The 26,936-nt window shown below is 61.3% G+C and carries 27 protein-coding genes; 13 read left to right on the forward strand and 14 right to left on the reverse strand.

The window, feature by feature from the left end; translation table 11 throughout:
* Positions 1-17: 17 nt before the first annotated feature.
* Together OIS50_RS18380 and secDF are read left to right on the forward strand one after the other, a co-directional pair.
* Entirely contained in the window at positions 18-362 is a 345-nt protein-coding gene (locus OIS50_RS18380) for a hypothetical protein (RefSeq protein ID WP_264692092.1), read from the forward strand.
* 189 nt (positions 363-551) lie between these two features.
* A complete protein-coding gene (secDF, locus tag OIS50_RS18385; RefSeq protein ID WP_264692093.1) occupies positions 552-3,545 on the forward strand; it encodes a protein translocase subunit SecDF in 2,994 nt (997 codons plus the stop codon).
* Between the two features lie 560 nt (positions 3,546-4,105).
* On the opposite strand, the gene OIS50_RS18390 is transcribed toward secDF, so the two are convergent.
* The 3 genes from OIS50_RS18390 to OIS50_RS18400 form a co-directional block, all read right to left on the reverse strand.
* Positions 4,106-4,729, reverse strand: a complete 624-nt coding sequence (locus OIS50_RS18390; RefSeq protein ID WP_264692094.1) for a NifU family protein — start codon at positions 4,727-4,729, stop codon at positions 4,106-4,108.
* A 141-nt stretch (positions 4,730-4,870) separates the two neighbouring features.
* Positions 4,871-5,950 carry a chorismate synthase gene (gene aroC, locus OIS50_RS18395; RefSeq protein WP_264692095.1) on the reverse strand — a complete coding sequence of 360 codons (1,080 nt, stop codon included), beginning with the start codon at positions 5,948-5,950 and terminating at the stop codon, positions 4,871-4,873.
* Positions 5,951-6,020: 70 nt separating this feature from the next.
* The gene (locus OIS50_RS18400; RefSeq protein WP_264692096.1) at positions 6,021-7,757 is read right to left on the reverse strand and encodes an APC family permease; all 1,737 of its coding nucleotides are present in this window, start codon (positions 7,755-7,757) and stop codon (positions 6,021-6,023) included.
* Positions 7,758-7,986: 229 nt separating this feature from the next.
* On the opposite strand from OIS50_RS18400, the gene OIS50_RS18405 reads away from it, so the two are divergent.
* Positions 7,987-9,219, forward strand: a complete 1,233-nt coding sequence (locus OIS50_RS18405) for an acyl-CoA dehydrogenase family protein (RefSeq protein WP_264692098.1) — start codon at positions 7,987-7,989, stop codon at positions 9,217-9,219.
* Between the two features lie 65 nt (positions 9,220-9,284).
* A complete protein-coding gene (locus OIS50_RS18410) occupies positions 9,285-9,953 on the forward strand; it encodes a hypothetical protein (protein ID WP_264692099.1) in 669 nt (222 codons plus the stop codon).
* Positions 9,954-9,988: 35 nt separating this feature from the next.
* Here OIS50_RS18410 and OIS50_RS18415 read toward each other — a convergent pair whose 3' ends face one another.
* Positions 9,989-10,450: a DUF4268 domain-containing protein gene (locus tag OIS50_RS18415; RefSeq protein ID WP_264692100.1), complete on the reverse strand. Its 462-nt coding sequence runs from the start codon at positions 10,448-10,450 to the stop codon at positions 9,989-9,991.
* 140 nt (positions 10,451-10,590) lie between these two features.
* On the opposite strand from OIS50_RS18415, the gene OIS50_RS18420 reads away from it, so the two are divergent.
* Entirely contained in the window at positions 10,591-10,932 is a 342-nt protein-coding gene (locus tag OIS50_RS18420) for an HIRAN domain-containing protein (RefSeq protein WP_264692101.1), read from the forward strand.
* Between the two features lie 79 nt (positions 10,933-11,011).
* Here the strand turns inward: OIS50_RS18420 and OIS50_RS18425 are convergent, their stop codons facing one another.
* On the reverse strand, positions 11,012-12,163 hold the full coding sequence (locus tag OIS50_RS18425) for an MFS transporter (RefSeq protein ID WP_264692102.1): 1,152 nt from the start codon (positions 12,161-12,163) through the stop codon (positions 11,012-11,014).
* A 288-nt stretch (positions 12,164-12,451) separates the two neighbouring features.
* Between OIS50_RS18425 and OIS50_RS18430 the strand changes: the two genes are divergently transcribed.
* From OIS50_RS18430 to queG, 7 genes are all read left to right on the forward strand, one after another.
* Complete coding sequence (locus OIS50_RS18430; protein ID WP_264692103.1) at positions 12,452-12,883, forward strand: hypothetical protein; 432 nt, start codon at positions 12,452-12,454, stop codon at positions 12,881-12,883.
* 283 nt (positions 12,884-13,166) lie between these two features.
* Positions 13,167-14,216, forward strand: coding sequence for a Holliday junction branch migration DNA helicase RuvB (gene ruvB, locus OIS50_RS18435; protein WP_264692104.1), 1,050 nt, complete (start codon positions 13,167-13,169; stop codon positions 14,214-14,216).
* A gap of 13 nt (positions 14,217-14,229) precedes the next feature.
* Positions 14,230-14,766 carry a YdeI/OmpD-associated family protein gene (locus OIS50_RS18440; RefSeq protein WP_264692106.1) on the forward strand — a complete coding sequence of 179 codons (537 nt, stop codon included), beginning with the start codon at positions 14,230-14,232 and terminating at the stop codon, positions 14,764-14,766.
* A 90-nt stretch (positions 14,767-14,856) separates the two neighbouring features.
* Complete coding sequence (locus tag OIS50_RS18445; protein WP_264692107.1) at positions 14,857-15,435, forward strand: DUF4256 domain-containing protein; 579 nt, start codon at positions 14,857-14,859, stop codon at positions 15,433-15,435.
* A gap of 485 nt (positions 15,436-15,920) precedes the next feature.
* On the forward strand, positions 15,921-16,448 hold the full coding sequence (locus OIS50_RS18450; protein WP_264692108.1) for a DUF2975 domain-containing protein: 528 nt from the start codon (positions 15,921-15,923) through the stop codon (positions 16,446-16,448).
* Positions 16,449-16,451: 3 nt separating this feature from the next.
* Positions 16,452-16,652, forward strand: a complete 201-nt coding sequence (locus OIS50_RS18455) for a helix-turn-helix domain-containing protein (RefSeq protein ID WP_264692109.1) — start codon at positions 16,452-16,454, stop codon at positions 16,650-16,652.
* A gap of 108 nt (positions 16,653-16,760) precedes the next feature.
* Positions 16,761-17,744 carry a tRNA epoxyqueuosine(34) reductase QueG gene (queG, locus tag OIS50_RS18460; RefSeq protein WP_264692110.1) on the forward strand — a complete coding sequence of 328 codons (984 nt, stop codon included), beginning with the start codon at positions 16,761-16,763 and terminating at the stop codon, positions 17,742-17,744.
* Here queG and OIS50_RS18465 read toward each other — a convergent pair.
* The 7 genes from OIS50_RS18465 to OIS50_RS18495 form a co-directional block, all read right to left on the reverse strand.
* Entirely contained in the window at positions 17,736-17,930 is a 195-nt protein-coding gene (locus tag OIS50_RS18465; RefSeq protein ID WP_119446095.1) for a hypothetical protein, read from the reverse strand. The two genes, queG and OIS50_RS18465, sit on opposite strands and share 9 nt — an antisense overlap.
* A 232-nt stretch (positions 17,931-18,162) precedes the next feature.
* Positions 18,163-19,050, reverse strand: a complete 888-nt coding sequence (locus OIS50_RS18470; protein WP_264692111.1) for a ferritin-like domain-containing protein — start codon at positions 19,048-19,050, stop codon at positions 18,163-18,165.
* Positions 19,051-19,063: 13 nt separating this feature from the next.
* Positions 19,064-19,792: a ferritin-like domain-containing protein gene (locus tag OIS50_RS18475; RefSeq protein ID WP_264692112.1), complete on the reverse strand. Its 729-nt coding sequence runs from the start codon at positions 19,790-19,792 to the stop codon at positions 19,064-19,066.
* 201 nt (positions 19,793-19,993) lie between these two features.
* Positions 19,994-20,932, reverse strand: coding sequence for a ferritin-like domain-containing protein (locus OIS50_RS18480; RefSeq protein WP_264692113.1), 939 nt, complete (start codon positions 20,930-20,932; stop codon positions 19,994-19,996).
* A 41-nt stretch (positions 20,933-20,973) separates the two neighbouring features.
* Complete coding sequence (locus tag OIS50_RS18485) at positions 20,974-21,738, reverse strand: ferritin-like domain-containing protein (protein WP_264692114.1); 765 nt, start codon at positions 21,736-21,738, stop codon at positions 20,974-20,976.
* A gap of 313 nt (positions 21,739-22,051) precedes the next feature.
* Positions 22,052-22,885 carry a ferritin-like domain-containing protein gene (locus tag OIS50_RS18490; RefSeq protein WP_264692115.1) on the reverse strand — a complete coding sequence of 278 codons (834 nt, stop codon included), beginning with the start codon at positions 22,883-22,885 and terminating at the stop codon, positions 22,052-22,054.
* 32 nt (positions 22,886-22,917) lie between these two features.
* Positions 22,918-23,625, reverse strand: coding sequence for a ferritin-like domain-containing protein (locus OIS50_RS18495; protein ID WP_264692116.1), 708 nt, complete (start codon positions 23,623-23,625; stop codon positions 22,918-22,920).
* Between the two features lie 260 nt (positions 23,626-23,885).
* Here OIS50_RS18495 and OIS50_RS18500 point away from each other — a divergent pair, with 260 nt between their 5' ends.
* A complete protein-coding gene (locus tag OIS50_RS18500; protein WP_264692117.1) occupies positions 23,886-25,463 on the forward strand; it encodes a BatD family protein in 1,578 nt (525 codons plus the stop codon).
* Positions 25,464-25,543: 80 nt separating this feature from the next.
* Here OIS50_RS18500 and OIS50_RS18505 read toward each other — a convergent pair whose 3' ends face one another.
* Complete coding sequence (locus OIS50_RS18505; protein ID WP_264692118.1) at positions 25,544-26,176, reverse strand: uridine kinase family protein; 633 nt, start codon at positions 26,174-26,176, stop codon at positions 25,544-25,546.
* A gap of 111 nt (positions 26,177-26,287) precedes the next feature.
* Positions 26,288-26,878, reverse strand: coding sequence for a non-canonical purine NTP diphosphatase (locus OIS50_RS18510; protein WP_264692119.1), 591 nt, complete (start codon positions 26,876-26,878; stop codon positions 26,288-26,290).
* Between the last annotated feature and the right edge of the window lie 58 nt (positions 26,879-26,936).

Raw genomic sequence — 26,936 nt, forward strand, 5'->3', positions numbered from 1 at the left:
TGTTTTTCACCGCCATATTGCCTCGCCTTCGTTTTAGCCTGATAGCGGCCACCTTGCTGCTGGTTGTAGGGCTGAACAACCAGGCCGTGGCCACCTTTAGGGTGCCGGTGAAAGCCGCGACTACCCGCGTGGCTGGTGCGCCCAAAGGCACGGTGGTAAAGCAGAAGGTAACGCTGGAGGCCACGGCCCAGCTCGGCCCTTGGCTGCTGCCCGTAGCCGAAGCCTGGGAGCCTGTTTTTCCGGCTCAGCAAGCCCGGGTTGTAAGTCAGCAAGCGGCGGCGCCCGCCGTACGGCCCTGCGCCGTGCCCGATTGGTTTCGCACGCGCCTGCTGGTAGCGGCGTTGTCGCCGCACGCGCCCTAGGTGGGTTGCGTGCCGGCGGTGGCTGGCAGCTGCGGCTGCCGCTATTGGCCGAGCCCACCGGAGGCAAGCCCGCTGCAGGGCTTGCGCAACCCACACGGCGGCCCTAGGTCCGCGACTTTACCGCACTGGCCCGCACCTAGGGCAGTGCTACGGTAGCCCCTCAACAGCAATTCATTTTTTCCTTTTTCAATGCGTAATAAAGGTTTAGTCATTACGCTGACGCTAATCGTGTCGGCGTTGTGCGTCTACTTCCTCTACTTCACGTTCGTGTCGAGGCGCGTGCAGGACGATGCCGTTCGCTACGCCACGCGCAACGGTGTGGTCGATCAGGCCAAGCGGCAGCGCTACCTCGACTCGGTGTGGCGCGCCCCGGTTACCAACGTACTGGGTGCCGAATACACCTACCGCGACGTGCGCAACTCGGAGCTGGGCCTCGGCCTCGACCTGAAAGGCGGCATGCACGTAACCCTGGAAGTTTCGCCGGTGGAGATTGTGCGCGCCATGGCGGGCAACTCCAAGGATGCCAAGTTTAACGAGGCCCTGCGCCGCGCCCAGGAGCTTCAGAAGCAGAACCCGAGCACCTCGTTCACGGCCCTGTTCGCGCAGTCGTTCCGCGAAGTGGCGCCCGGCGACCGGCTGGCCCGCATTTTCGCCAACACTACCAACCGCAGCCGTGGCATCGATGCCAGCTCGACGGACGAAAAGGTGCTGCGCGAAATCGACACCGAAGTGGAAGAAGCCATTGAGCGCGCCTTCCGCATTCTGCGTACCCGCGTCGACAAGTTCGGCGTAAACCAGCCCAACATCCAGCGCGTGAAGGGCACCGGCCGCATCCAGATTGAGCTGCCCGGTGTGGATAACCCCGACCGCGTACGCAAACTGCTCCAGGGCCAGGCTAAGCTCGAGTTCTGGGAAGTATGGCGCCAGGACGAGTTCTTCCCGTACCTGCAGCAACTCGACGAAGTGCTGAAAGCCAAGGAAGCCCTAGGTGGCAAAGCTGCCACTACGGCTGCCGCCGCCGCCCCAGCCGCCAACGACACAGCTGCTACCCCCGCCGACACTACCTCGCTGGCTAGCCAGCTGGCCAAGAAAAAGCCCGCCGGCGCAACCGCCGATTCGGCCCAAACGGCTCAGCAAGCCGGCTCCGGTCTGGCTAAGCTCTTCACGATGCCCGGTGCCTTGGGCGCCAACATCCGCGACACCGCCCGGGTAAACGCTGTGCTCCGCTCGCCCGAAGTGCGCGCCGTAATGCCCCCTAACCTCACGTTCCTGTGGGATGTGAAGCCTACTACCATCGAAGGCCAGGAGTACCTGCAGCTGAACGCCATCCGCAAATCGGCTGAGGCTACCGCCCCCCTAGGTGGCGAGGTGGTATCGGATGCCCGACAGGACTACGACCAGGGCGGCCGCCCCGAGGTATCGATGCAGATGAACCCCAACGGTGCCCGCAAGTGGGAAAAGCTGACCGGTGCGAACATTGGCCGCCAGGTAGCCATCGTGCTCGACGACTACGTGTACTCGGCGCCTGTGGTGCAGTCGGAAATTGCCGGTGGTAACTCGAGCATCTCGGGCAACTTCACCATCGAAGAAGCCCAAGACTTGGCCAACGTACTGAAGGCCGGTAAGCTGCCCGCCCCCACGCGCATCGTGGAAGAAGCGGTAGTTGGTCCGTCGCTGGGCCAAGAGGCCATCAACCAAGGCTTGTACTCGTCGCTGGCCGGCCTCGTGGTTATCATGATCTTCATGGCCGTGTACTACGGCCGTGCCGGTTTGGTAGCCGATGCTGCCCTGCTCTTCAACATGTTCCTGATTCTGGGCGTACTGGCTCAGTTCAGCACCGCCCTCACGCTGCCGGGTATTGCCGGTATGGTGCTTGTAATCGGTACCTCGGTTGACGCCAACGTACTGATCTTCGAACGCATCCGCGAAGAATTGAACCACGGCCTGCAAGTGAAGGACGCCATCAACAAAGGCTACTCACGTGCTTTCTCGGCCATTTTCGACTCGAACGTTACCACGCTGATCATTGCCATCATCCTGGGCTTCTTCGGCACGGGTCCGGTACAGAACTTCGCCGTAACGCTGGGTATCGGTGTGTTCACCTCGTTCCTGTCGGCCGTGTTCGTGTCGCGCCTCATCATTGAGTGGCTCACGAAGGGTAAAGAAACCTCGGCCATTACGTTCTCCACGTTCCTCTCGCGCAAGCTGTTCCAGGGCGTGAACTTCGACATCGTGGGCAAGCGCAAAATCGCCTACGTTGCCTCCACGATCTTCATCATCATCGGCTTTGTCCTGATGGCCGTGCAAGGCGGCCCCAACCTAGGGGTTGACTTCCGAGGTGGCCGTGCTTACATCGTCGATTTCGACAAAGTAGAGCCTGCCGACAAGGTGCGCACCGCCCTGCTCGACGACTTTCAGGGTGCTGGCACCGAGGTGAAGACCTATGGCGCACCGAACCGCCTGCGCATCACCACCGGCTACCTGGCCGAGGACGAATCGGTTGAAGCCGACGCGAAGGTGCAGGCCACGCTGTTGCAGGGCCTGAAGCAATTCGGGGCCGATAACCCGCAAATCCGCAGCACCTCGAAAGTGGGCGCTACCATTGCCGACGACATCAAGAAAACCTCGGTGCTGAGCCTCGGCCTCACGCTGCTGGCCATCTTCGTGTACGTACTGTTCCGCTTCGAGAAGTGGCAGTACTCAATGGCCGCGGTAGTAGCGCTGTTCCACGACGCCTTGTTCGTAATTGCGACGTACCCCATTGCCCGCGCCCTGGGCCTGAACTACGAGATGGACCAGGTATTCGTGGCGGCCGTGCTGACGGTGCTGGGTTACTCCATGAACGATACCGTGGTTATTTACGACCGTATCCGCGAGTACCTGCGCGAGAACCCCAAGCTGACGTTTGCCCAGGTGGTGAACCCCGCTCTGAACAGCACCTTCTCGCGCACGATGATTACGGCCACCACCGTACTGCTGGTAGTAGTGGTGCTGTACATCTTCGGTGGCGAAACGCTGCGTTCGTTCTCGTTTGCCATGATCATCGGTATGATCATCGGTACGTACTCGTCGCTGTTCATCGCCGCACCGCTGATCCTCGACACGTACGGCCGTAAGGAGAAAGACCGCCTGAACGAAGGCTCGGAAGCCGGTGCTCCGAAGCTCTCGACGGCTGTGCAGTAATCCCAAAGCATAAGCTTCATGCAACAAGGCCCGACCTGCTTAGGTCGGGCCTTGTTTTTTGTGGGCGGGGGCTTCGTTGACTTACCAGCTTTGTTGACTAAGTCGTATGTCATGTCGAGCGTAAGCGAGACATCTCGCGTGCTGACACCGGATAGCTACTGGCTGAATAGAGATTCTGTAGTAACTGTCATCCTGACGAAGGAAGGACCTTATCACGCACGCTGACGATTGACCTCACCCCCAGCCCCTCTCCAAAAGAGAGGGGAGCGGTTGCTACCTGGCGTCAGCACGCGAGATGGCTCGACAAGCTCGACATGACGGCCTTTTCCTAGGTCGCCAGGCTCCCCCTCTCTTGTGGAGAGATGGCCGGGGGGTGAGGTTCACGCGTGATAAGGTCCTTCGGCTAGCGCCTCAGGATGACAGTTCGTAAAGAGCATCAGCAAGCCGCATTATGGTCACCAACCGAGCCGAAAACCAAAACGGCCCGGGCGCAAGCCCGGGCCGTTTGTGTTGTTCACAAAATCCGCGGAATCCGATGAATCCGCTCGAATCCGTGGTCCTTAGAATCCGCCGTTCACGCCTTCGGCTACTACTTCTTTCACCTCGGGTACCATGCGCTTCAGCAGGTTCTCGATGCCCGATTTCAGCGTAACGGTTGCCGAGGGGCAACCCGAGCACGAGCCCTGCAGGTTCACCGTCACGATGCCGTCGTTGTAGCTCTTGAAGGTGATGTTGCCGCCGTCCTGCTCAACGGCGGGGCGCACGTAGTTATCGAGCAGGTCGATGATTTTTTGCGACGTAGCCTGGTCTTCGGCCGAGCCTTCGGCGCCGGCCGCAACCTGGGCAGCGCGCTGCTCCTCGGCCGGGTCAACGGTGAAGATGGGGCCGCCGGCCTCCACGTACGACTTCAGGAAGGTGCGCAGCTCCGGGATCAGCTGCGTCCAGGTGTGCTCGGTGGTTTTGGTAACGGTTACGAAGTTGGCGGCGATGAACACGCGGCCCACGTAATCGAACTTAAACAGCTCCTGGGCCAGCGGCGAGTGGGCGGCGGCTTCGGCATCGGGGTAATCCACGCTCACACCCTCGCGCACAAGCTGCGAGTTGAGCACAAACTTCATCGACTCGGGGTTGGGCGAGGCTTCGGCGTAAATCGAAACCGAGCCGGCGGGGGCAGTACTATTCATGGTGATACAGTGCTTCTTAGTACGAGGGGAAGGCGCGCGGTTGCGCTTATGGTGTATAACCGCAACGGGCCGCCTACGGTTGCAAAAGTAGAGGTTTGCCGGCAGTTGCCGATGCCCGGTAACCTGCCCGAAACCTAGGCACTACACGCGGCTGGCGCGGGCGCGCAGCAGCATATCGGCCAGCACCAGGGCCGTCATGGCATCCACGATGGGCACGGCGCGGGGCAGCACGCAGGGGTCGTGGCGGCCGCGGCCGGCCAGCTCAACGGCCTCGCCTTGGTTGTTGATGGTTTGCTGGGACTGCAGAATGGTGGCCACCGGCTTAAACGCCACCCGGAAGTAAATATCCTGGCCGTTGCTGATGCCGCCCTGGATTCCGCCCGAGTGATTGGTGCGCGTGCGTACCTGGCCGGCCTCGTCGGTGTAAAACGCATCGTTGTGCTCCGAGCCGAACAACAGCGTGCCCGCGAAGCCCGAACCGTACTCGAAGGCCTTTACGGCGTTGATGCTCAGCATGGCTTTGCCCAGCTCGGCGTGCAGCTTATCGAACACCGGCTCGCCCAGGCCCGCCGGCACCCCGGTGGCCACGCCCGTAACGATACCGCCCACGGTGTCGTGCCGGTCGCGGGTTTGCCGGATGAGCCCGGCCATGCGCTCGGCGGTTTCGGGGTGGGGGCAGCGCACCATATTCGAGTCGATCAGCCCTAGGTCGAGCTGCTCGTAGCCAACCGGCACAGCCACGGCACCTACCTGCGATACGTAGCTGCACACCCGAATGCCGTGGTGCTGCAGCAGCTGCATGGCCACGGCGCCGGCCGCCACGCGGGCTGCCGTTTCGCGCGCCGACGAGCGGCCGCCGCCGCGGTAGTCGCGGTGCCCGTACTTCTGATCGTAGGTGTAATCGGCGTGCGAGGGCCGGTAGGCATTCTGGATGTGCGAGTAATCGTGGCTGCGCTGGTCGGCGTTGCGGATAAACAAGCCGATGGGCGTGCCCGTAGTTCGCCCCTCAAACAAGCCCGACAGCACTTCCACCTGATCGGCTTCGGAGCGCGGCGTGGTAAGCTCCGATTGGCCGGGCCGCCGCCGGTCCAGGGCAGCCTGAATGTCGGCTACGTTTACCGCCAACCCCGCCGGGCAGCCATCGATAACCACCCCGATGCCGGGGCCGTGCGATTCGCCGAAGGTGCTGATGCGGAACAGGGTGCCGAAAGAGTTGCTCATGCCGGCAAAGGTAGTGCAGGGCCCTTGCTCCGCGGTACCGGGGGCTCGGGTAGCACCTAGGGGCAGCGCCTCATATAATCAGGCGCACACCGCCCAGCTCCGAAATCTGGTAAGGAAAACGGTCGCCGGGCGAGCCGATGAACATGAAGTTCTTCGGTATGCCCCATTCCTTTGAGAGGTCGTCGATGAGCTGCGGGCCAAAGTGACCTGGCCGAACCACAAAGTCAACCACGATTTCGGTGTAGGCACGGTCGAGCACACGCACATCGTTCAGCAGCTGCTGAGGTACTTGCTCGTTGCCATTTACAAGCGTCACGATTTTGAGGCGGTTGGTGAATTCGTTTTCCACCACGTAAATCATGACTTTGTTGAGGTTCGAAACGTTGTCGCCTTTCGTGAAAAACACGAACTCCTGCTGGTTGAGCGCGTGCAGCATGCTGCGGATGCGCTGCTGCGTGAGGCCGAAAAAGGAGCCGTGCTTTTTGGAGTAGTTGCGCACGGCGTGCAGCACTAGTTTCAAAATCGCCACGCGCTCGAGCATCACTATCACCAGCAGCATGGTGGGCACGAAGTATTGCAGAAACACCACCAGGTACTCGGGGTGCAGCTTGATGTTGCCGTACAAGCCCAAAAGCACCCCCAGCAGGGCAAGCGTAACGGTAAGCACCGAGGCGTATACGGGGCGCGGCAAGCGCGCACGCTTGTTCTTCAGCAGGAAGTTGCCAATGGCGAAAAACGCCATTACGGCCAGGAAGGAAATGGTGTAAACCCCGGCCAGAGGGCCTAATTCGCCGCGCGTAATCAGCAAAATGCTCAAGCACAGCAGGAAAAAGGCAATCAGGATGATGTAGTTGCTGCCGCGGCGGTTTTCCTTCAGAAAGCTCGGCGGCCAGATGCGGTCAAGCGCCATGCGTTTCATCAGGCCACTCACGCCTACGAACGACGTAAGCACCGCGCCGCTGAGCACAGCTACCGCGTCGATGGAAATGAGTGCGGCCAGCCAGCGGCCCCCGGCCACCTCGCCCAGGTGCGCCAGTATGGTGGCCGAGTGCTCGCCCACTTGCACCAGCGGCAGCACGGCAATCAGCAAAAAAGCCAGCAGCGGGTTGAAGAAGGAAACCACCACCCACATGTTGCGCAAGGTTTTCTGGAACACGCCCCGGGCTTGCTCTTCCACGAAGTTGGCCGAGCTTTCGAAGCCCGAAATGCCCAGCATGGCCGCACTGAATCCGAAGAACAGCGCCGAGACGATGCTGCCTTTTACTGGCGCCTGAAAGTTAAGCGAAAGGGTTTCGGTGCCGTGGGTAGCCACGTACCACACGGCCGCCCCGCACAGCAGGGTAAGCGAGGCCAGGTGCACCAGGAAAATAATGACGGCCACTTTGGCCGACTCGGACATGCCCAGCAGCGTGAGCACCAAAAACAAGCCCAGCAGGCCCACGGTAGCCGGCAGCACGGGTAGGCTGTGCCAGAGCGTGTGCAGGTAGTGCATGGCCTCGGAGGCCGATATCACGGCCGTGGCCATGTACGATAAAATGGTAAGGGCTGCGGCCAGTGCCGCGTTGCTCTTGCTGGTGGTGTTGAGCAGCACGTTGTAAGCGCCGCCGTTCAGGGGCAAGGCGCCCACCACCTCGCCGTAAATTTTGCGGAACAGGAACAACACCGCCCCCACCATAAGCAGCGCCAGCCAGGCGTATTGGCCAGCATAAGTAATGGCCAAACCAGACACGTACAGGCACGACGAGGAGATGTCGTTGCCGCAGATGGCAGTGGCTTCCAGTTCGTTGAGTTTCTTGTGGGTGCTCATGGCGGGTGGGGTTGAAGCAGCCTAAGCATAGTGCTTACAAGCAGGCTGCGGTGCGGCTAACAGCCCTACGCAGAACCGCCCCGTTGGGATGAGCAAAACCCTAGGTGCCCGCTGCGGAACCGCATTGCCGGCAGCGTGTTGTACGTATGCAACGGGCCGGGTAAGGCGGGCCGTTGGGCACGCCCCGAAATTTTTATCTTTGAGCTTCCCACCCAACAAGTTTCCGCATATGTCCTCCCAAGCCGACGTACTCTCCCCGAAAGCGCAGGTGCAGCAAAACAAAGGCTCCCTGAACGCCGCCGGTTTCACCGATTACTACGACATCGACGGGCTGCTCACCGACGAGCACAAGCTCATTCGCCAAACCATCCGCGACTTCGTGAAGCGCGAGATTTCGCCTAACATCGAACGGTGGGCGCAGGAAGGGCACTTCCCCTCCGAAATCGTGCGCAAGTTTGGCGAGGTAGGCGCGTTCGGCCCCACCATCCCTACGGAGTACGGCGGCGGCGGCCTCGACTACATCAGCTACGGCCTGATTATGCAGGAAATTGAGCGCGGCGACTCCGGCATGCGCTCCACCGCCTCGGTGCAAGGCTCGCTGGTGATGTTCCCCATTTACCAGTACGGCTCCGAGGAGCAGCGCCGCAAGTACCTGCCCAAGCTGGCCTCGGGCGAGTGGCTGGGCTGCTTTGGCCTGACGGAGCCCGACCACGGCTCGAACCCCGGCGGCATGGTTACCAACATCAAGGACATGGGCGACTACTACCTGCTCAACGGCACCAAGCTGTGGATCAGCAACTCGCCCGAGTGCCAGGTAGCCGTGGTGTGGGCCAAAAACGAAGAGGGCCGCATCAAGGGCCTCATTGTGGAGCGCGGCATGGAAGGCTTCACTACGCCCGAAATCCACAACAAGTGGAGCCTGCGCGCTTCGTGCACCGGCGAGCTGGTGTTCGACAACGTGCGCGTGCCCAAAGAAAATCTGCTGCCCAACGTCGATGGCCTGCGCGGCCCGCTCTCGTGCCTCGACTCGGCCCGCTTTGGTATTGCCTGGGGCGCCATTGGTGCCGCCATCGACTGCTACGAGTCGGCCCTGAAGTACTCGCTGCAGCGCGAGCAGTTCGGCAAGCCGATTGCCGCCTACCAGCTGCAGCAGAAAAAGCTGGCCGAAATGATTACCGAAATCACCAAAGCCCAGCTGATGGCCTGGCGCCTAGGTGTGCTGAAGAACGAGGGCAAAGCCACCTCGGCCCAGATTTCGATGGCCAAGCGCAACTCCGTTGACATGGCCCTGCACATTGCCCGCGAGGCCCGCCAAATCCACGGCGGCATGGGCATTACCGGCGAGTACCCCATCATGCGCCACATGATGAACCTGGAGTCGGTCATTACCTACGAAGGCACCCACGATATTCACCTGCTGATTACGGGTGCTGATATTACGGGCATTCAGGCGTTCAAGTAGATTAATGAATAGCTAAGCAAAACGGCCGCCTCAAGCATGGGGTGGCCGTTTGTGTTTTTAATCTGATGAAACAGCTGCTCAGCCTACTTTGCTTTATGCTTGTGCCATTCGTCAAAATCCTGGCGCAGGGTGTACCTGGGAGGCTGGTACACGAGTTGACCGAAGGGGTGATGATGCATTTGTACTATTCCGCCATTCCCAAAGCGCCGTGGGAGTTGGGCTGGGAGGAGAGCCGCACGTTCGAGAAGGAGCACGCAAAGCCGGATTCAAGCGTAGTCCTTTTGTTGGTAAATTATGTGGCCAACAGAACAGACGCGGGATTATTGGCGGCTTATTCGGCAGAAGAGAAGGCGGAGGTGCAAGCGGTATTGCTGAAGTATTTTAGCCCGGCGGACTTGGCCTACATGCAGCAACAACTGGTAACCAAGCCGATTATCTTCTACACCCAACAACAATTTCAACAGCCGTGGATCAGGGTGCTGCCATCTGGTACCCTACACGCCATGTACAAGCGGCTTAACCCCTGGGAGCGAAATCAGTTGCAGAGCAGAGTAGCTGAACGATACCGTACACAATGGCAGTACGTCATTTCGCGCTTAGTCTTTGCAAGAAACCATCGTAGTGCGCTGGTCACCATCCAATCGAGCGGTGGCCCTGAGCAAACGTACGTTTTCAAGAAGGTTGGCAACCGTTGGTGCAAAAAGCAAGAGCTACAAGTAGTAATGCACGATTAAGGCAGGAAGCAGTAGATGCCGAGCCGCAGACCGCCTCACCGCAGCTCATCAAACGCATACTGCGCCGTGCTCCAGAACGCATCCAGCGCCACCAGCCTAGGCTTGAAAAATGAAATCAGCTCGGGCCAATGCTCGCGGTTGTACATGTTCACGCCGGTAAGCTCTTGATAAATGCGGCTGAGCGGCTGTCCGTACTCGTCGGTGGCCTCCAGCTCCCACACCCACGGTTCACCTAGGGTTTCCTCCAGCATCGGGCGCAGCTCTTTAAACTGCTCGAAGAACAGCTCGCGCAACCCAGCGTCGGCGTGGGTTATTTCGATGCCGATGCTGGCCCGGCGCGTGTCGGCGTGCATGCGGAAGTACACGTTTTTGAGGCCGGTTTTGTAGTTGATCCAGGTCACGGGCAAGCCTTCCGACGACAGGATTGGGCGCATGTATTGGCCCAGGGCGGTCCAGAACGCTTGGCGGAGTTGAGCGGCTTCGGTTTTGCTGTACATAGGCTGAGGGTGCGCCGGGCACCTAGGGAAACGAGTAAGCCCGGCAGCGGCGCAAAGAAACATACGTATGCCGAGGGCTACGCAGCGGTATGATGAACCGCCGCGCCGCGTTACTTTGCAACTCGCTAGCCTTCCGCCACATGCCCACCGATACTTCTTCTGCCGCGCCGCTGGTTATTCTGGAATGCCTGGTTGCCGGCACTTCGCACCGCGAAAACCTGGCCCAATACGAGCCGCAACTCCACGAAGGCCAGCCGCTGGTGCTCCGCCGCGAGGCCGACAGCCCCTACGACGATTGGGCCGTGCAGGTGCGTACCCGCCCCGAAGCCGGCGACGTGTGGCTGGGCTATCTGCCCGAGGGCCGCAACGAAACCGTAGCCCGCTTGCTCGACGCCGGCCGCTGCATCACGGCGCAGCTCACCTTCAAATCGTGGGAAGAAGATTGGCTGTACCTCAACATCGAGGTGCTGCTGCATGAATAAGCTATTAGCTGTCAGTTGTTAGCTGTTAGCTATCAGCAAGTAGGGATGCCGCTAACAGCTGATAGCCAACAGCCAGCAGCTAACAACTCTTCTGCGCCAGCAGCCCCGCCGCCGGACCTAGGGCCAGCACCAGGTACACGTCGTGCGGGCCTAGGTAGCCGGCAAGCCAGCTGGTGGCCTGAATGCTGACCACCGTAATGGCAAAGCCCAGGCAGTTGACGATGGTAAGCGCCGTACCGCGCGTGGCTTCCGGCGCGCTTTGCGCCACCAGCGTCGAGAACAGCGGCGAATCGGCCACCACCACCAGCCCCCAGCAAACCAAAAAGGCGAGCAGCAACGGAGGGTAACCCACGCGCAAGAGCAGCGGCGAGGCCACGCAGCACAAGCCCGACAAGGCCAGCGCACCTAGGGCCACCTTGCGGCCCGGTACCACCTGCGAAAGCAAGCCGCCGCCCGTGCAGGCCAGCGCACCCCCGCCAATAATCAGAAACGAAAGCAAGGGCACGGGCAACTCGGCCCCTAGGTGCAAGCGGTTGTAAGTGCTGAGCATAGCGGGCACAAACGCCCAAAACGTGTATAACTCCCACATGTGGCCGAAGTACCCAAACGCTGCCGCCCGGAAACGCGGCACCCGAAAACCCTCTAACATAGCCGTAAGGCGCAGCCGTTGGCCCACCCGGCGGTAAGGCCCATCGGGTACCAGTAGCACCATGGCCGCGCCGCCCAGCGTAGCCAGCGCCGAGGTTGCTACCAGTACGTAATGCCAGGGCAGCAGGGTAGTGGCACTCCGGAGCAAGTGCGGAAAAGCGGTGCCCAGCACCAGCGCCCCCACCAAAAAGCCCAACGATTTACCTAGGCCCGCCTGGTAGTAGTCGGAGGCGATTTTCATGCCCACGGGGTAGATGCCCGCCAGAAAAAAGCCCGTCAGAAAGCGCAGCATCAGCAGGTGTGCTGCCTCATTGGCCCCCAGCACGCCCAGGTTGCACAAGGCCGCCAACAGGGCACTCACCAAAAACACCCGCGAGGGCGAAAAGCGGTCGGCAATGGCCAACGCTGCAAATACCAGTGTGCCGCTGATAAAACCCAGCTGCACGGCACTGGTAAGGTTGGCCACGAAATGATCGGCCAGCCCAAACTGCCGCGCTATGTCGGGGGCTACGGCGTTGCCGGCAAACCAAAGCGAGGTACAGCAAAACTGAGCCAGTACAATTACCGGCAATACGCGGCGCATGTGGGAGGGGGGGAATGCGGGAGGATGGTATTGGGCGAGGGAAGCCTTCGGCCACGAAAGACAGGCGGAAATAACGCAAATCCTGGCTGCCTTGCGCACTACGCCGGCCAGCCACCTAGGGCTGCACCAAGGCCTGGCCCAACGCGGCAATAAGCTCCTGTAACGCCTTTATGCCACGGGCTGGTTATCTGCGCAATGCCCGCCCCGGCATGGTATAATAGTCAGCTCGTCAGTACCTTAGCGGGGCTGGCGGCCGTATAGCGTATCTCAACCAAGCACCCAACCGCTATGTCTCAGAACGCAGATGAGCGCCGCCAGCAGCGCCGCGAAGAGGATAAGGAAAACTACCGCAACGCGCCCGAAAGCCGCTACCAGCCCGACCGCAACAACCCGCCGCGCCATCACGACCGCAACCCCAACGACGACGGCGACGCCACGCAGGATTTCAACACCATTGCCGACGACGGCACCTCCGATGGCATTGCCAAAACCTCGGCCGGCTCGGGTGCCAACAACCTAGGCTCGGGAGGCCTGGTGCAAGACACCAACACCCGCAGCCGCGACGCCGACCAGGGCGGCACGCAAGGCGGCGGCTCGAAGCGCGACGACCAAAGCCACCTGCGCACGCCCAGCGCCCAGGGCACGCACCGCTCGCAGGGCAACTCGCACGATGGCGGCCAAAGCGCCCAAAAAGGCTCGCGTAGCGGCAACCAAGTGTAGCCTGGGCGCATATTCAACTGCCACCTCATTCGATAGCATTAGCCTACTGCTCTCCTGCAGGGCCAAGGCTTGTTGCAAGGCAGCCAGAAGCCCGGCTTTGGAAAACCAGAGCCGGGCTTTCGCTTTCCGGTAACCTAGCCATGAGTTGAAAGCTAACTTTGTTAGCAGACGATATGAGTTCGGCTATTTATTTGCTAAAAACGTTGTGCGTGCGGGACATTTTCGGGCCCCCCGCTGTTACCTTAGCTCTGAAACTTCGACCGCCGAACTACCTTCGTTTCGTATGCGCGAATCGTACCTGACAGGTGGCAACTCCCACATGGACGCCACCGATAAAGAAATAGACAAGGCCCTGCGCCCCCTCAGCTTCGACGATTTTACCGGTCAGGCCAAGGTGGTGGAAAACCTGAAAGTATTTGTGGCCGCTGCCAAGCAGCGCGGCGATGCCCTCGACCACGTACTGCTGCACGGGCCTCCCGGCCTCGGCAAAACCACGTTGTCGCACATCATCGCCAACGAGCTGGGCTCGGGCATCAAGATGACCTCGGGCCCGGTGCTCGACAAGCCCTCCGACCTGGCGGGTCTGCTCACCAACCTCGATCCGCACGACGTCCTCTTCATCGACGAGATTCACCGCCTCAACCCCGTGGTGGAGGAGTACCTGTACTCGGCCATGGAGGATTACCGCATCGACATCATGCTCGACTCGGGCCCCAACGCCCGCTCCGTGCAGATTTCGCTGTCGCCGTTCACGCTCATCGGGGCCACCACGCGCTCGGGCATGCTCACGGCGCCGCTGCGGGCCCGCTTCGGCATCTCGTCGCGCCTCGAGTACTACGATGCCAAACTGCTCACCGATATTGTGCAGCGCTCGGCCGAAATCCTGGGTACGCCCATCCACGAGGACGCCGCCTTCGAAATTGCCCGCCGCTCGCGCGGTACGCCCCGCATCTCCAACAACCTGCTGCGCCGCACCCGCGACTTCGCCCAGATTAAGGGCACCGGCACCATTACCCGCGATATTGCCCAGTTTGCCCTCGGCGCCCTCGACGTGGACTCGCAAGGCCTCGACGACATGGACAAGCGCATCCTCAGCACCATCATTGATAAGTTCAAGGGCGGCCCGGTGGGCATCACCACCATTGCCACGGCTTGCGGCGAAGAAGCCGAAACCATCGAGGAAGTGTACGAACCGTTCCTGATTCAGGAAGGCTACATCAAGCGCACCTCGCGCGGCCGCGAGGCCACCGAGCAGGCCTACACGCACCTAGGGCGCCCGCTGCCGCAGCACATGCGCGGCAACTTAGCCGGCGACTTGTTCACGCAGGAGTAACCCTTGATTCATCATGCAAAAACGCACCGCCATTTGGCGGTGCGTTTTTGCGTTAAATTGGCTGCGCATGCACGCTTTTGCCGCTACCCTTGAGCTGATAGGAGTGAACCCCTTTGTGCACGTGCCTGAGGATGTACTGGCTGATATATTCTCTAAAGCAGGACGCAGCAAAGGCCCTATACGCGTGCACGGCACAGTTAACGAAAAGCCTTATCAGCAGACGTTGGTGCGCTACGCCGGCGAATGGCGCTTGTACATCAATCTGACGATGTTGGCTAACTCGCCCCGCCGCATTGGAGAGGTGCTGTCCATAACCATCGAATACAATTCAGAAGCTCCGGAGGTGCCAAGCTGCCCTGCGTTTGAGCAAGCGTTGGCCAAGGTGCCCGAAGCTCAACAAGTCTACAACGGGCTTTCGCCCTCGAGGCAAAAGGAATTGATTCGTTACCTGTGCCGCCTCAAAAACGAAGAAAGCTTGGGGCGCAATGTCGAACGTGCCATCGGGTTCCTGCTGGGTAAAAACCGTTTTGTTGGCCGAGAGCAACCCTAACGCCGGCTTGCTTTTGCCTTAACTTTTTGGCCCCCTGCGCTTGGCTCGCTATAGGCAACAAACGCACTAACGCAACCGAAATAGATAGGTATGGATACCGGCGTACACCCGCAAGCCCAACAATTATCAGTTTCTCAGCAACAAGAATTGCTGATTATCCTGAAGACGCGGTTTGCCCAGCACATGCAGCGCCACGAGGAGTGCGTGTGGACCGACGTGCAAGCCCGCTTGGAGGCAAATTCAGCAAAGCTTTGGTCGCTCTCGGAAATGGAACGAACCGGCGGAGAACCCGACGCAATTGGATTCGATGCAGCAACTGGCGAATACCTGTTCTGCGACTGCTCGGCCGAAACGCCCCTAGGTCGGCGGAGTGTGTGTTACGACCGTGAGGGTTTGGAGGCGCGAAAGGAGCATAAGCCCGCACACAACGCCCTCGACATGGCCGCCGCTATGGGCATTGAGCTGCTGACGGAAGAACAATACCGAAGCTTGCAGCAACTCGGCCGGTTCGATGCCAAAACCTCAAGCTGGTTGCAAACCCCTGCCTCCGTGCGCAAGCTCGGCGGGGCGCTGTTTGCCGATTTCCGGTACGGCCGGGTTTTCGTGTACCACAACACGGCGCAGTCTTACTACTCCTCCAGAGGGTTTCGTGGCTTGCTTAGGGTTTAGGCTGTGTCTGAAAAGTTGCTTCAAGCCTCCTAGTCGTCATGCTGAGCCTGTCGAAGCATCTCTACCGCTTCGTCTGGGCTCGTTCACCGAAGCGGTAGAGATGCTTCGACAGGCTCAGCATGACCGTTCTGGAGTTTACAGACACAGCCTAGGCTCCCTAGGTGCCCAACGCCAAATAAAGGCATGGAGCAGGCACACTCGTTGGCCACCCAATTCTGCAGCACCCGCGCGGCAACCTAGCCGACGACGTCAGCACGGAGAAGTAACCAGGGTAGTAGCGCCAAACGGCATCCCAAGGGCAACAACCCACAAGCTGCTGCTTGGTGTCTGTCGTATCCGGCAAACCATGACGCGGTTCTAGGTGATAAAATATTTGGTGTTTTTATTGATTATCGATAAAAATTTATTGATATTTGCGGTGTAAAAAGCCCTTTGCCCAAAGCAAAGCAGGCCAGGCGTAGGTCATTTACAACACTGTACCCATCATGGAAACCAACCCCACACTTGTACTGAAAATCATGCACGGCGTGTTCTGGGTGCTGTTCATCGGCTTGTGCATTGAAACCGGCGCCGTATTGGTTTCATTCTTCGTGAGTGAGTTCATCAGCCCGGCCGCGGCGCGCGACTTGTACCAGGGCCTTGATCTGTCGGCATTGAGAAGCGTTAGCGAAGTGCACTACGGAGCGGTGGTGTCGCTCGAGGTTTACTTTCTGGCCACCAAGGCGTACCTGGCTTACCTGGTCATCCGTATCTTTCAAAAAATCGATTTTGCCGCGCCGTTCAGCCTGCCGGTGGCTGCCCTCATCACCAAAATCAGTCGCGTTGCGCTGAGTGCGGGCATAGTAGCCCTGGCGACCAGCAACTACACCAAATGGCTGGCCAAAAGAGTGGTTGCGGAGGTGCCCACGTGGTCGTACGGCGAGTTTCTGTTCCTGGCCGGCATCATCTTCGTTATTGCGCAGGTGTTTCAGAAAGGCACTGACCTGCAGGCCGAAAACGCCCTGACGGTTTAGGCGATGCCCATAGTTGTGAACCTCGACGTGATGATGGCCCGGCGGAAAATGACCCTGAGCGAGCTTTCGGAAAAAGTTGATCTAACGCTGGCCAATCTGTCGATTTTAAAGACCGGCAAAGCCAAAGCTGTTCGTTTCAGCACCCTCGAAGCCCTGTGCAAAGCGTTGGATTGCCAGCCGGGTGACATTCTGGAGTGCCGCTGACGGCGCCAGCCGAAACTGGCAGCCGGTGCGCGGTGTTGCCGGATCTGCAGCTGCCGTTGTGCTTTTGCCCGGCTATACGCTGCGTTACTTCTTCCGACCTTTGCCCTCATGCTTGCCTCCGACCTCATCCGCCTCGAACACACCGCCTTTATTAAACGGCGGGCGGCGGAGCTGGGCTTTATGGCGTGCGGCATCTCTAAGGCCGAGTTTCTGGAGGAGGAAGCGCCTAGGCTGGAGCAATGGCTGGCGCGCGGCATGCAGGGCCAGATGCGCTGGATGGAAAACCACTTCGATAAGCGCCTCGACCCCCGCTTGCTCGTGGATGGCGCCAAGTCGGTGATTTCGCTGCTGCTGAACTACTACCCCGCCGCCGAAGACCAGCAACCCGACGACACGCTCAAAGTCAGCAAATACGCCTACGGCCGCGACTACCACCACGTCATCAAAGACAAGCTGAAAACCCTGCTGCAGGACATGCAGGCGCACATCGGCGAGGTTGGCGGGCGGGCGTTCGTCGATTCGGCGCCGGTGCTCGACAAGGCTTGGGCCAAAAAGAGCGGCTTGGGCTGGGTGGGCAAGAACTCCAACCTGATTACGCCGGGCGCGGGCTCGTTCTATTTCATTGCCGAGCTGATCGTGGACGTGGAGCTCAGCTACGACGGCCCCATTCGCGACTACTGCGGCTCCTGCACGCGCTGCCTCGATGCCTGCCCCACCCAGGCCATAACCGAGCCCTACGTGGTAGATGGCAGCAAGTGCATCAGCTACTTCACCATCGAGCTAAAAGAGCAATTGCCCGCCGACGTACAGGGTCGGCTGGGCAATTGGATATTTGGGTGTGATATCTGCCAGGATGTGTGTCCCTGGAACCGCTTTTCGCGGGCTACCGAGGAGGAGCAGTTTCGGCCGCACCCGCACCTGAAGGAGATGCGCGAGGCAGACTGGCGGGAAATCACGCAGGAAGTATTTCAGGCATTGTTTCGGCACTCGGCCGTGAAGCGCACCGGCTTCCAGGGCCTCACGCGCAACATCCGGTTTGTTTCGGGCGAGCCTTTGCTGAGCGCGCCCGAAACCGAACCCGGCTTAAGCTAGGCGCACCTGCCGGAAAACCCGGTTCAGCACGCGACGGTAAAGTTTGGAGAACTGCTGGTAGCACCACGCCTTTAGTTGGCTTACTTCGTCGGGCACGAGCGTGCGCAGGGCTTTCCGAAGTTCCTTCTCAAACAGCATTCGGTCGAAGCTGACTTTTTGGAGGATGGTTTTTACATATTCCAGCATTGTAGTAGGTGATAGTGTTTTGGGTGGGGTAAAAACGCCATCTGTGTAGCGGCGGCTCTCTATACGTTCAACAACGAAAAAAGCTGAATGAACTTTGTAGCTGCCGTTTCGCTACGGAGAAAGGTACAATATTTAGAATTCAAAATGCAAGAGTATTGTTCAGTCGACAGCAAAAAATAATCCCCCGTTAAGCTCGGCTTAACGGGGGATTAACTTGCAGGCTGGCAGGGCCCTAGGCAGTGAACAGCGCCACCACCGCCTGTACGGCCGAGGCCGTAAGCGGCTCGTCGATGGCCTCGGTGGCTGCGGCGCGTTTTTCGGCATCGGTGAGGGCCGGCGTAATGGGCAACAGGGGCGTCAGGGTGCTCAGGTCGACCTCGCGGGTAACGGTTACGAGCTGGCGCGTACGGTCTTCGCCGGCGTACACGGGTGCGGTGGTTGGGGGCACGGGGCCGCCATTGTCGGTGCCGCTAACCCAGTGCTTTACGCTGGCGCCGCGCTGGCGGCGCAGCTGGCGCAGGTGCGCGGCGTGGCGGCCTTCGGTAGCCAGGCCGCGGGTGGCCAGCGTCAGGAGGGCATCATTGCTCTGAAGCAGCACCATTTGCCCTAGGTAGGCGCGCACGGCCAGGTCCTCGAGGGTTTGGGCCACGGCCAGCATGGTGTCGGTGTTCGAAAACACATCGGCAAAGGCAGCGGCTTGCGCACCGCCCCGGCTGCCCGTAAAGTCGTAGCGGGGGCGGGCCGGCAGCACGCCGCCCGAGCTGGCCACCAGAGCCTCGAACTGCACAATGTGCTGGCGCTGCTGGGCGCGAATCAGGGTAAGGTCGGGCTGAATGGCAGCCGGTACCAACGCGGCCGACACGGGCGGCGAAACAGGCGTGGTGCCCAGCACGCGGCTGTAAAACTCATCCTGGAGCCACTCCACCTGCAGCAGCAGCAGCAAGGCATCGAGCTGGGTGCCAGCGCGCTGGGCTACGGCCGGTTGCGCCACGGCACCTAGGGCCAGCGGCAAGGTGGCGGCAGCCGTGCGGGCCAGCTGCGAAAGCGCCCCGCGGCGGGCCGTGGGCTGCTCCGAAGCATCGGCAGCGGCCAGTTGATTAAGAAGCGAAAGCAGATTCATGGAAAAGCCGGCCTTAGGTGGTGGGTAAGCCGTTGCCGGTAACGGGCACGGCGGTGTACTTGCTGAGCTCGGTGAGCACGGCCGCCGGCGCCAGCGCCAGGTTGAAGCCGGCATCGGCCCCGGTGTTGGCTACCACCTCGGCCGCGGCAAACGAGCCGGGCTGCAGCAAATCGCGCACGGCCGCAGAGTGGCGGCTCTCAACGGCCGTTAGCCGCACGGCCAGCTGCACGTAAACCGCCGAGGAAAACAAGCGCACCGCCCCGCACAGCGCGGCCGTCCCTAGGTCCTCGATGGTGCGGGCCGCCGCGAGCACGCCCTGGCGGGTGGTAAGCGTAAAGGCGCCGTAGTTGAACTCCAGCGCCACCAGGCTGCTCACGCCAATGTCGCTCACAAGCGCGTTTTCTTTCATCACGCTGGCCAGCAAGTCGCGGTGCATCAGCTCGTGGCGGTACACATCGCGCAGCACGGCCAGGTCGGCGGCCGAGAGGTCGGGGGCGGGGCTGGCGAGTAGGCGCTGGTAGAAATCGGCCGAAAAGCGCTCCAGCAAAAACAGGTACGATACCAGGCCCGCGTCGCCGGTGGGCAGCTCAAACGTGGTGGCCGTGGGCTGGGGTTCGGGGTCGTCGTCGCCGCAGGCCGCCAGCAGCAGCGAAGCGGCGGTAAGGGCACCGGCCTGGCGCAAAAACGTGCGGCGGGGCGGTACTTCCGGTTGCGGACGGAGGGCAGACTGTGCGTCGGACATGCGGAGGGAAAATACGTAGCGGCCTGCAAAGGCCTGAACAGCAAAGGTAGTCCGTTCGGGGCGAAATGAAGCAGGCTTTTCGGTACCGAGCCACCCCGCCGCCCAAGCGTTGCATGGCACCTAGGGCCGGCAGCAAAAAGGCGGCCCCTCGCCGGAGGGGCCGCCTTTTTGCGTGGGCGTTGTGGGGCCGCAGGCCTGCGGTTAGGCAAACAGCACGGTGTTGCCCGGTGCCCGGAACAAGCGCGCAATGCTCTTCACGGTGTTGGCGTCGAGGGGCTCGTCGAACGACTCGGAGGCGCCCGCCACCGTAATGGCAATACCGGTGGTATTGGTCTGGATGTTCACGCCGGCCTGGGTGATGTTGCTTTCGGCCGGGAAGAAGATATCCGTGGCGCCGCCGGTGGCCGGGGTGCCGGGGCCGTAAATCGGGGCGGTGGTGGGCGGTGCCGAGCCGCCGTTGTCGGTACCCGAAATCCAGCTCTTGGGCTTCTGGTTGAGGTTGTTCAGGTCGGGCATGGCGCCGGGGCCGCCGCGCCGGATGCTGCGGATGTGCGACGAGTGCCGCGCCTCCACCGAGTGAATGTTCAGGGCAGCTTCCAGCAAATCCTTGTTGGGCATCAGCACGGGGGCGCCGCCTTTGTAGGCGCGCACGCCGGTATCCACGAAGCCCTGGGCCACCCCGAAGTACGTGGCCTGGTTGGTGAACACATCCGGGAAACGGCCGCCGCCGGTGTAGTCGAAGGCGGTAACGGGCGGGTCGGTTTGGCTGAAGGCCTGCGAGCCCAGGGCGCCGCGCAGCACCTTGATGTGGCCCGACTCGTCGTTGCGGATTTTCTCGATGCCGGGGCGCTCGGCGGCCGGAATCAGGTTGGCCGATTTCAGGCCCGTGTCATAGAAGTAGAACTCCAGGTACTCGAGCTGCAGGGCCAGGTTGAGCACGGCGGCAATTTCGGCGGGCAGGGTGCCGGTTTGGCCGTAGGCGCGCGTAAACAGGCCGCTGAACAGCGCCGGCAGGGTAGCGGCCGTTACGGCTTTGCCCATGGTGCCGAAGTGCTTGAACACGCGCCGGCGCGAGTCGAACCGGTCGTACACTTCGGGGTCTACTTTCTCTATTTCGGTAATCAGTTTAAACAGATCCATGATCGGAAGAGGCTGAGGTTGATGAGGTGATTCGGCGGCGGTTAGCGCAGGCTGTTGGCGCTTACCTTCGAGCCCGGCTTCAGAAACTGGTTGGCCGTGGTCAGTACTTCGGCCGGGCGCTTGGAGCGCTCCAGGCCGGTGCCGTTGCCTACGCCCGGGCCCGAGGTAGCCGAAGTGGGCGAGAACAGATCCACCACATCGTTGTCGACAAACGAGTTGTACGCCAGCAGGTCGCGGATAAGCGCCGCGTGGCGTGCCTCTACCGATACAATTTTGCCCGCCAGCACCAGGTAGGCCGGCGTTTGAATAAAGCGGCCGGCGCCGTTGTAGGCGGCCACCCCTAGGTCTTCGAACGCTTTGGCGGCGTTGAGCACGCTGCTGCGGTCGTTGAAATTAACGGACGAGAAATCGGGCTCCAGCTGCTTGATGGCGGCGCTGCCCAAGGCCGTTTTAAAGAAATCGGCGTGGGCTTTCTCATGAATGGCCAGGTCGTCGAGGATCATGCGCTCGGCGCTGCTCGCGGCCAGGCCTGTGTAGTAGGTGCCAGTTTTTATCTGGGCGTAGAACGCGGCCTCCAGCTGCTCCAGCGCGTAGGCGTAGTTCAGCACCCCGTTGTCGCCCGAGCCTACGTCGACGGCGTTTTGCACATCGTCGTCATCGTCGTCGCCGCAGCCGGCGAGCAGCAGGCCGGTGGCACAGGCCGAGAAACCAGCATAGCGCAAAAACGAGCGCCGCTGGATGGGTTGCAAGAGCGCTCCGCCCTGCGTTGCCTCCTCCTGCTCTGGAGAGTGTTTGGTCGTGGCCATAGAATGGATTTAGGGTTTGGTTGGTGAATGGCAAAAGCAATAGGCACCTGACCGGGGCCGTGGCACGGCTCCGGAGAAGAGAACACCGAAATGAACAAGGGGGAGGAATTGCAACCCTTTACGCTTTCCCTGGCGCGCAGGGTTGTAGTCGAGCTTTGTTTTTTATTATATAATATTGGATTAATATATTTATGGATGTGCTTGGCAACCGTCGTGCCAGCGTATTCGGGCTTGTTTTTACCCCCGTAAACGCACAAAGCCGACCTTCCGAAGAAGGCCGGCTTTGCGGCAAAAAAGAGCTTAACGCGTTGGCTTAAGCGCGCACGTAGGGCGTAGCCAGCGTGGTTACGGTGCCGCGGTCGAGCGGCTCGTCGAAGGCTTCGCTTACTTCGGCAGCGGTGTAGCCGAGCGAGGTAAGGTTTACGCCGGCCTGCATCAGGTTGTCCTCGGCCGGGTGGTCGGCTACGGGGTTGCCGCCACCGTAAATGGGCTCGGGCGCGCCGTTGGCTTCCTTGTTGGTAATCCAGCCGAACTGCTGAACACCGCCGCCCGCCGCGGCGCGGCGCATCATCCGGATGTGGGCCGCGTGGCGCGCCTCCACCGAGTGAATTTGCAGCGCCGTTTGCAGCACGTTGTTGGGGGCGCCCTTCAGGGCACCGGCCTGGCCTTTGTAAGCGCGCACGCCTAGGTCTTCGAAAGCCTGCGCAAACGTCAGGAACGAGTTGTAGGTGGCAAAGGCGTTGCCGAAATCGAAGCCGCGCGGAGCCGGAGCCGCGGCGCTGCCCAGGGCCGAGGCCAGCAGCTGCACGTGGGCGGTTTCGTTGTCTTTGATTTTCTGGATGGCGGCGCGCGCCGCGCTGCCCGAGCTCAGGTTTACGGCCAGCGTGGGGGCGGCCAGGGCCTGCACGTAAAACGCTTCTTCGAGGCGCTCCAGCAGCAGAGCGTAGTTCAGCACATCGGTTACGCTGCTGCCCGATTGGGCCAGGGCTTTGTTGAATACCGAGCCAATGGCGATGGGCGCCGAAGCCAAAGCAAACTTTTTGGCCATGTTGCCCAGCGACGCAAATGCATCGCGACGGGAGTTCAGTCGGCCCATTACCTCCGGGTCAACTTGTTCCAGGTCGGAAAGAATCTTGAACAGGTTCATTGCAAGAAAAACTAGCAGGGTTGAGGAATGGACTAGCGGCCGACCTGGCTACCGTCGATTTTGTCTTTGATGAAGGGCTGCGCGGCCGTGAGCACATCGGCTACCGACAAAGCCTGGTCGAGGCCCTGGGCGTTTACCACGTCGTTGGCAAAGCTGCCGTTGCTGATCAGGTCGCGAATCATGGCCGCGTGGCGCGCTTCAACCGACACAATTTTGCCGGCCAGCGTCAGGAAAGCCGTGCTCTGAAGCAGCGGGCCGGCCCCGTTGTAGGCGGCCACCCCTAGGTCCTCAAACGTGCGGGCCGTGTTCAGCACGCTGGTGCGGTCGTTGAAGTTCACCTTCGAGAAATCGGGCGTGAGGCCTTTGATGGCGTTGTTGGCCAGCGCGGCTTTAAAGAAGTCGCGGTGCACGGCCTCGTGCTTGGCAATGCCTTGCATAATGGTGCGCTCCTCGGCCGTGATGCCGCTGTAAGGCGTAGCCACCACCTGGGCGTAGAACGCGGCCTCCAGCTGCTCCAGCGCGTAGGCGTAGTTCAGCACCCCGATGTCGCCCGAGCCGAGCTTTACGGCGTCGGTGGCCATGTTTTCGTCGTCGTCATCGTCGCAGCCGGCGAGCAGCAGGCCCGTAGCGCAGGCGGTAAGGCCGGTGTAGCGCAAAAACAAGCGCCGGTCGATGGGCTGAACCAGCCGGTTGCCCACGCTTGTCTCCTCGGGGCCGGTGTGGTGTTGTTGGGTGGCCATGTGAAAGTGAAATGGTTGGTGAACGGATAAGTAAGCGCCACGCGCGCAGTGCCCGCCGGGCCGCTTTGCCCTAGGTGGCTGCGCCTGCCAGCAGCAGGTGGAGTTGCCGGGACCTACGCCGCTGCCCGCCCGGTCGGATTTAGCAGCCTTGTTATTTTTTTGCATTTCGGCCTAGGTATCCTCACATCAGGCCCCAGCAGGCAGCCGGCAAAAGGTGCCCTGGTGCCCGCCCACCACGTTTTTTGCGTAGTTTTGACTACATGCCTTGGCGACTGATTTTTTCTTTCTGGGGGTGGCTTTGGCTGATGGGCCTCGCCGCGCCGGCGGCATGGGCGCAGGCTCCGGCTCAGCCCCCGGCCGCTGCCAGCGCGCCGCCCACGGGCCAGCAGGCGGCCCTGGAGCTGGGGCGCACTACGTTTCCCATCAACGAGTACTTCACCATTGCCATTCGGCTCAGCGGCGCCCCGCTCGAGAAGTACTCCGCCTTTCCGGATATCGAAGGCTTCAAAAAGAGCGGCAAAACCTCTACCACCACCACGCGCACCACGCAAGGGCGCAGCACCGTGGAGCTGGTGCTCACGCAGCGCTATGCCGCCTTTGTCGAGGGCGACTTCACGCTTAAACCTTTCAGCCTGAACGTAAACGGGCAGGTGCTGCGCTCGGCCGGGGCGGTATTGCACGTGGTGCCGCAGCCCGCCGCTACACCGCCTGCGGCCGCTACCCCAGGCGCACAGGCACCTTCGGCAGGCGCTCCGCCCGCCGGCAAGCAGCCGCTGCAAGGCATTGGCTTGCTCGATCAGCTGCTGGGCAAGCCCAAGCCACAGGAGTACATCGAGCAGCCCGACCAAGCGTTTCTATCCGTCGAGCCCAACAAAAACACCGCGTGGGTGGGCGAGCCGGTGCACGTAGGCCTGTACCTGTACCTGGCGCCTACCGATCAGGGCCTGCTCGATTTTCACCGCTTTGCCGAGCAACTGCCCACCTTGCTGCGCCAGCTGCGCCAACCCGGCGCCTGGGAAGAAACCTTCGACGAAACCAACATCCGGCCCGATTCGGTGCGGGTGGGCGGTAAGCCGTTTTTGCGCTACCGGCTGCACGAAGCGGTGTATTACCCGCTAAGCACCCGGCCGCTCAGCTTTCCGGTGGTGGGGCTGCAAATGATAAAGTATCGGCTGGCCAAGCGCCCCTTGCCCGGCTCCGATAGCCGCGTAATCGGCTACAAAACGTACTACTCGCGGCCCCGCACGGTGCAGGTAAAAGCGTTGCCCGCGCCGCCTGCCGGCCTGGGTGCTGCGGCCGTAGGCCGATACACCCTGCGTGAAGGCATCGACCGGACCAGCTACCAAACCGGCCAAACCATAGGCTACACGCTGGTGGTGGAGGGCGAAGGCAACCTTACGGCCCTGACGCCGCCCGTGGCCCGCGCTCCGGTGGGCGTGGAGGTGTACGGCCCCGAAACCCGCCAGGAGGTAACCCGCGCCAACGGCCGCGTAACCGGGCGCAAAATCATGCGCTACCGCCTGGTACCCAGCCGGCCCGGCCTCCTGAACCTAGGCGACATACTGGCGGTACCCACCTTCGACTTCGCGACTGGCCGCTACCGCACCCTGCGCTCCGACCTTACGCTGCAGGTAAGCGGCCCGGCCGTAGCGCCCCCGCAGGAGGTAACTGCTTTCGTGCGCACCGATGCGTTTTATCAGCAGCAACTCGCCAAGGCCAGCAGTACCCTGCAAGACCTCGATACGCCCCGGCAGGTGCGTCGCTACGCCAACTTTGTGCTGGCGGTGTTGCTGACGGTTGCCGTGTTCGGCTGGTGGACGGCCCGCGACCGGCCCTAGGTAACAAGCCCGTTAAGTAACAGCAAGGGCCGCCCGGTAGTACCGGGCGGCCCTTGCTGTGTAATCGGCCAACGCCTGACCTAGGACACCTGCGAGGCGTTTACCTTGGAGCGCAGGTAGGCCACCAGCACCTCCAGGCCGCGGTCGAAGTGGCGGTTGTTGGGGATGATGATGTCTGCGTCGTGCTTAAAGGGCTTGATGTACTTCTCGTACGTCGGCGCTACGTGGTGGGTGTAGCGGTACAGCACGTCCTCCAGGTCGTAGCCGCGCTCGTCACGGTCGCGCACAATGCGGCGCAGCACTTTCACGTGTTCCCGCGCATCGATGTATACCTTCAGATCGAGCAGCTTGGCCACTTCCTCGAAGTAAAACACGAAGATGCCCTCCACCACCACAATGGGGGCAGGCTTAAACACCAACTCCGTGGCGGGGGCGTTGGGGTTGTTGAAGGTGTACTCCTTGCGGCGCACCTCCAGGCCCTGGCTGATGCGCAGCACGTCGGCCGCATACGCCGCCGAATCGATGGAAGAGGGGAGGTCGAAATTGGTAACCCCCTGCGAGTCGACTTGCTGTACCTCGCGGGGGTGGTAGTAGTTGTCCTGCGAAATCAGGCAGATTTCGTCGGCTGAAAACGAGGCGAGCAGGCGGCGCAGAAAGGTGGTTTTGCCGGAAGCGCTGCCGCCGGTGATACCAACGATGAAAGGTTGTTGCATGGGGTACTTACTGCGGCCCGACCAGCAGGGCCAACCTTGCAAAAATAGCGAGTTGCGGCCGTACGCGAAGCCAAAATGTTGGGGCCGGCCCGCAAAACCCGGCCCGGGCACCTAGGCCGAGGGCGCCTGCTGATGCAGAAACCCGACTAGTTTGGCAACCGCACGGGCCCGGTGGCTGAGTTTATTTTTTTCGCTCAGGGGCATTTCGGCAAAGGTGTAGGCGTAATCGGCGGGCTCAAACACGGGGTCGTAGCCGAAGCCGCCGGCGCCGCGCGGCACGGCCGTAATGCGGCCCTCCACGGTGCCCTCGAAGGTGTGCTGCGCGGCATCGGACAGCACCAGGGCCACCACCGTCCGGAAACGGGCCGAGCGGTCGGGCTTGCCTTCGAGCTCGTGCAGCAGCTTGCGCACGTTGTCGGCGGCGGAGCGCTGCGGCCCCGCGTACCGGGCCGAGTACACGCCTGGCTCGCCACCTAGGGCCGCTACCTCCAGGCCGGTGTCGTCGGCAAAGCAGGGCACGCCGTAGTGCTCCCACACGTACTGTGCTTTTTGCAGGGCGTTGCCTTCGAGTGTGGCCTGGGTTTCGGGCAGCTCCTCCTGGCAACCGATGTCGGCGAGGCTGAGCAGCTCGATGTGGGCAGGTAGCAGCGGCCGTATCTCATCGAGCTTGTGGGCGTTGTTGGAGGCAAAGCAGAGGCGCATGGGCAAGTGGGGTTGAGGTGCTGACCGGCTGAAGGCCGGGCGGGTACAAAAAAACCGG

The organism is Hymenobacter sp. YIM 151858-1, from assembly GCF_025979705.1.
Classification (GTDB): Bacteria; Bacteroidota; Bacteroidia; order Cytophagales; family Hymenobacteraceae; genus Solirubrum.

Excerpts from the sequence above, each read along its gene's own strand:
- secDF (WP_264692093.1), top strand. The coding sequence starts at position 552 with ATGCGTAATAAAGGTTTAGTCATTACGCTGACGCTAATCGTGTCGGCG.
- OIS50_RS18390 (WP_264692094.1), bottom strand. The coding sequence starts at position 4,729 with ATGAATAGTACTGCCCCCGCCGGCTCGGTTTCGATTTACGCCGAAGCC.
- aroC (WP_264692095.1), bottom strand. The coding sequence starts at position 5,950 with ATGAGCAACTCTTTCGGCACCCTGTTCCGCATCAGCACCTTCGGCGAA.
- OIS50_RS18400 (WP_264692096.1), bottom strand. The coding sequence starts at position 7,757 with ATGAGCACCCACAAGAAACTCAACGAACTGGAAGCCACTGCCATCTGC.
- OIS50_RS18405 (WP_264692098.1), top strand. The coding sequence starts at position 7,987 with ATGTCCTCCCAAGCCGACGTACTCTCCCCGAAAGCGCAGGTGCAGCAA.
- OIS50_RS18410 (WP_264692099.1), top strand. The coding sequence starts at position 9,285 with ATGAAACAGCTGCTCAGCCTACTTTGCTTTATGCTTGTGCCATTCGTC.
- OIS50_RS18415 (WP_264692100.1), bottom strand. The coding sequence starts at position 10,450 with ATGTACAGCAAAACCGAAGCCGCTCAACTCCGCCAAGCGTTCTGGACC.
- OIS50_RS18420 (WP_264692101.1), top strand. The coding sequence starts at position 10,591 with ATGCCCACCGATACTTCTTCTGCCGCGCCGCTGGTTATTCTGGAATGC.
- OIS50_RS18425 (WP_264692102.1), bottom strand. The coding sequence starts at position 12,163 with ATGCGCCGCGTATTGCCGGTAATTGTACTGGCTCAGTTTTGCTGTACC.
- OIS50_RS18430 (WP_264692103.1), top strand. The coding sequence starts at position 12,452 with ATGTCTCAGAACGCAGATGAGCGCCGCCAGCAGCGCCGCGAAGAGGAT.
- ruvB (WP_264692104.1), top strand. The coding sequence starts at position 13,167 with ATGCGCGAATCGTACCTGACAGGTGGCAACTCCCACATGGACGCCACC.
- OIS50_RS18440 (WP_264692106.1), top strand. The coding sequence starts at position 14,230 with ATGCAAAAACGCACCGCCATTTGGCGGTGCGTTTTTGCGTTAAATTGG.
- OIS50_RS18445 (WP_264692107.1), top strand. The coding sequence starts at position 14,857 with ATGGATACCGGCGTACACCCGCAAGCCCAACAATTATCAGTTTCTCAG.
- OIS50_RS18450 (WP_264692108.1), top strand. The coding sequence starts at position 15,921 with ATGGAAACCAACCCCACACTTGTACTGAAAATCATGCACGGCGTGTTC.
- OIS50_RS18455 (WP_264692109.1), top strand. The coding sequence starts at position 16,452 with ATGCCCATAGTTGTGAACCTCGACGTGATGATGGCCCGGCGGAAAATG.
- queG (WP_264692110.1), top strand. The coding sequence starts at position 16,761 with ATGCTTGCCTCCGACCTCATCCGCCTCGAACACACCGCCTTTATTAAA.
- OIS50_RS18465 (WP_119446095.1), bottom strand. The coding sequence starts at position 17,930 with ATGCTGGAATATGTAAAAACCATCCTCCAAAAAGTCAGCTTCGACCGA.
- OIS50_RS18470 (WP_264692111.1), bottom strand. The coding sequence starts at position 19,050 with ATGAATCTGCTTTCGCTTCTTAATCAACTGGCCGCTGCCGATGCTTCG.
- OIS50_RS18475 (WP_264692112.1), bottom strand. The coding sequence starts at position 19,792 with ATGTCCGACGCACAGTCTGCCCTCCGTCCGCAACCGGAAGTACCGCCC.
- OIS50_RS18480 (WP_264692113.1), bottom strand. The coding sequence starts at position 20,932 with ATGGATCTGTTTAAACTGATTACCGAAATAGAGAAAGTAGACCCCGAA.
- OIS50_RS18485 (WP_264692114.1), bottom strand. The coding sequence starts at position 21,738 with ATGGCCACGACCAAACACTCTCCAGAGCAGGAGGAGGCAACGCAGGGC.
- OIS50_RS18490 (WP_264692115.1), bottom strand. The coding sequence starts at position 22,885 with ATGAACCTGTTCAAGATTCTTTCCGACCTGGAACAAGTTGACCCGGAG.
- OIS50_RS18495 (WP_264692116.1), bottom strand. The coding sequence starts at position 23,625 with ATGGCCACCCAACAACACCACACCGGCCCCGAGGAGACAAGCGTGGGC.
- OIS50_RS18500 (WP_264692117.1), top strand. The coding sequence starts at position 23,886 with ATGCCTTGGCGACTGATTTTTTCTTTCTGGGGGTGGCTTTGGCTGATG.
- OIS50_RS18505 (WP_264692118.1), bottom strand. The coding sequence starts at position 26,176 with ATGCAACAACCTTTCATCGTTGGTATCACCGGCGGCAGCGCTTCCGGC.
- OIS50_RS18510 (WP_264692119.1), bottom strand. The coding sequence starts at position 26,878 with ATGCGCCTCTGCTTTGCCTCCAACAACGCCCACAAGCTCGATGAGATA.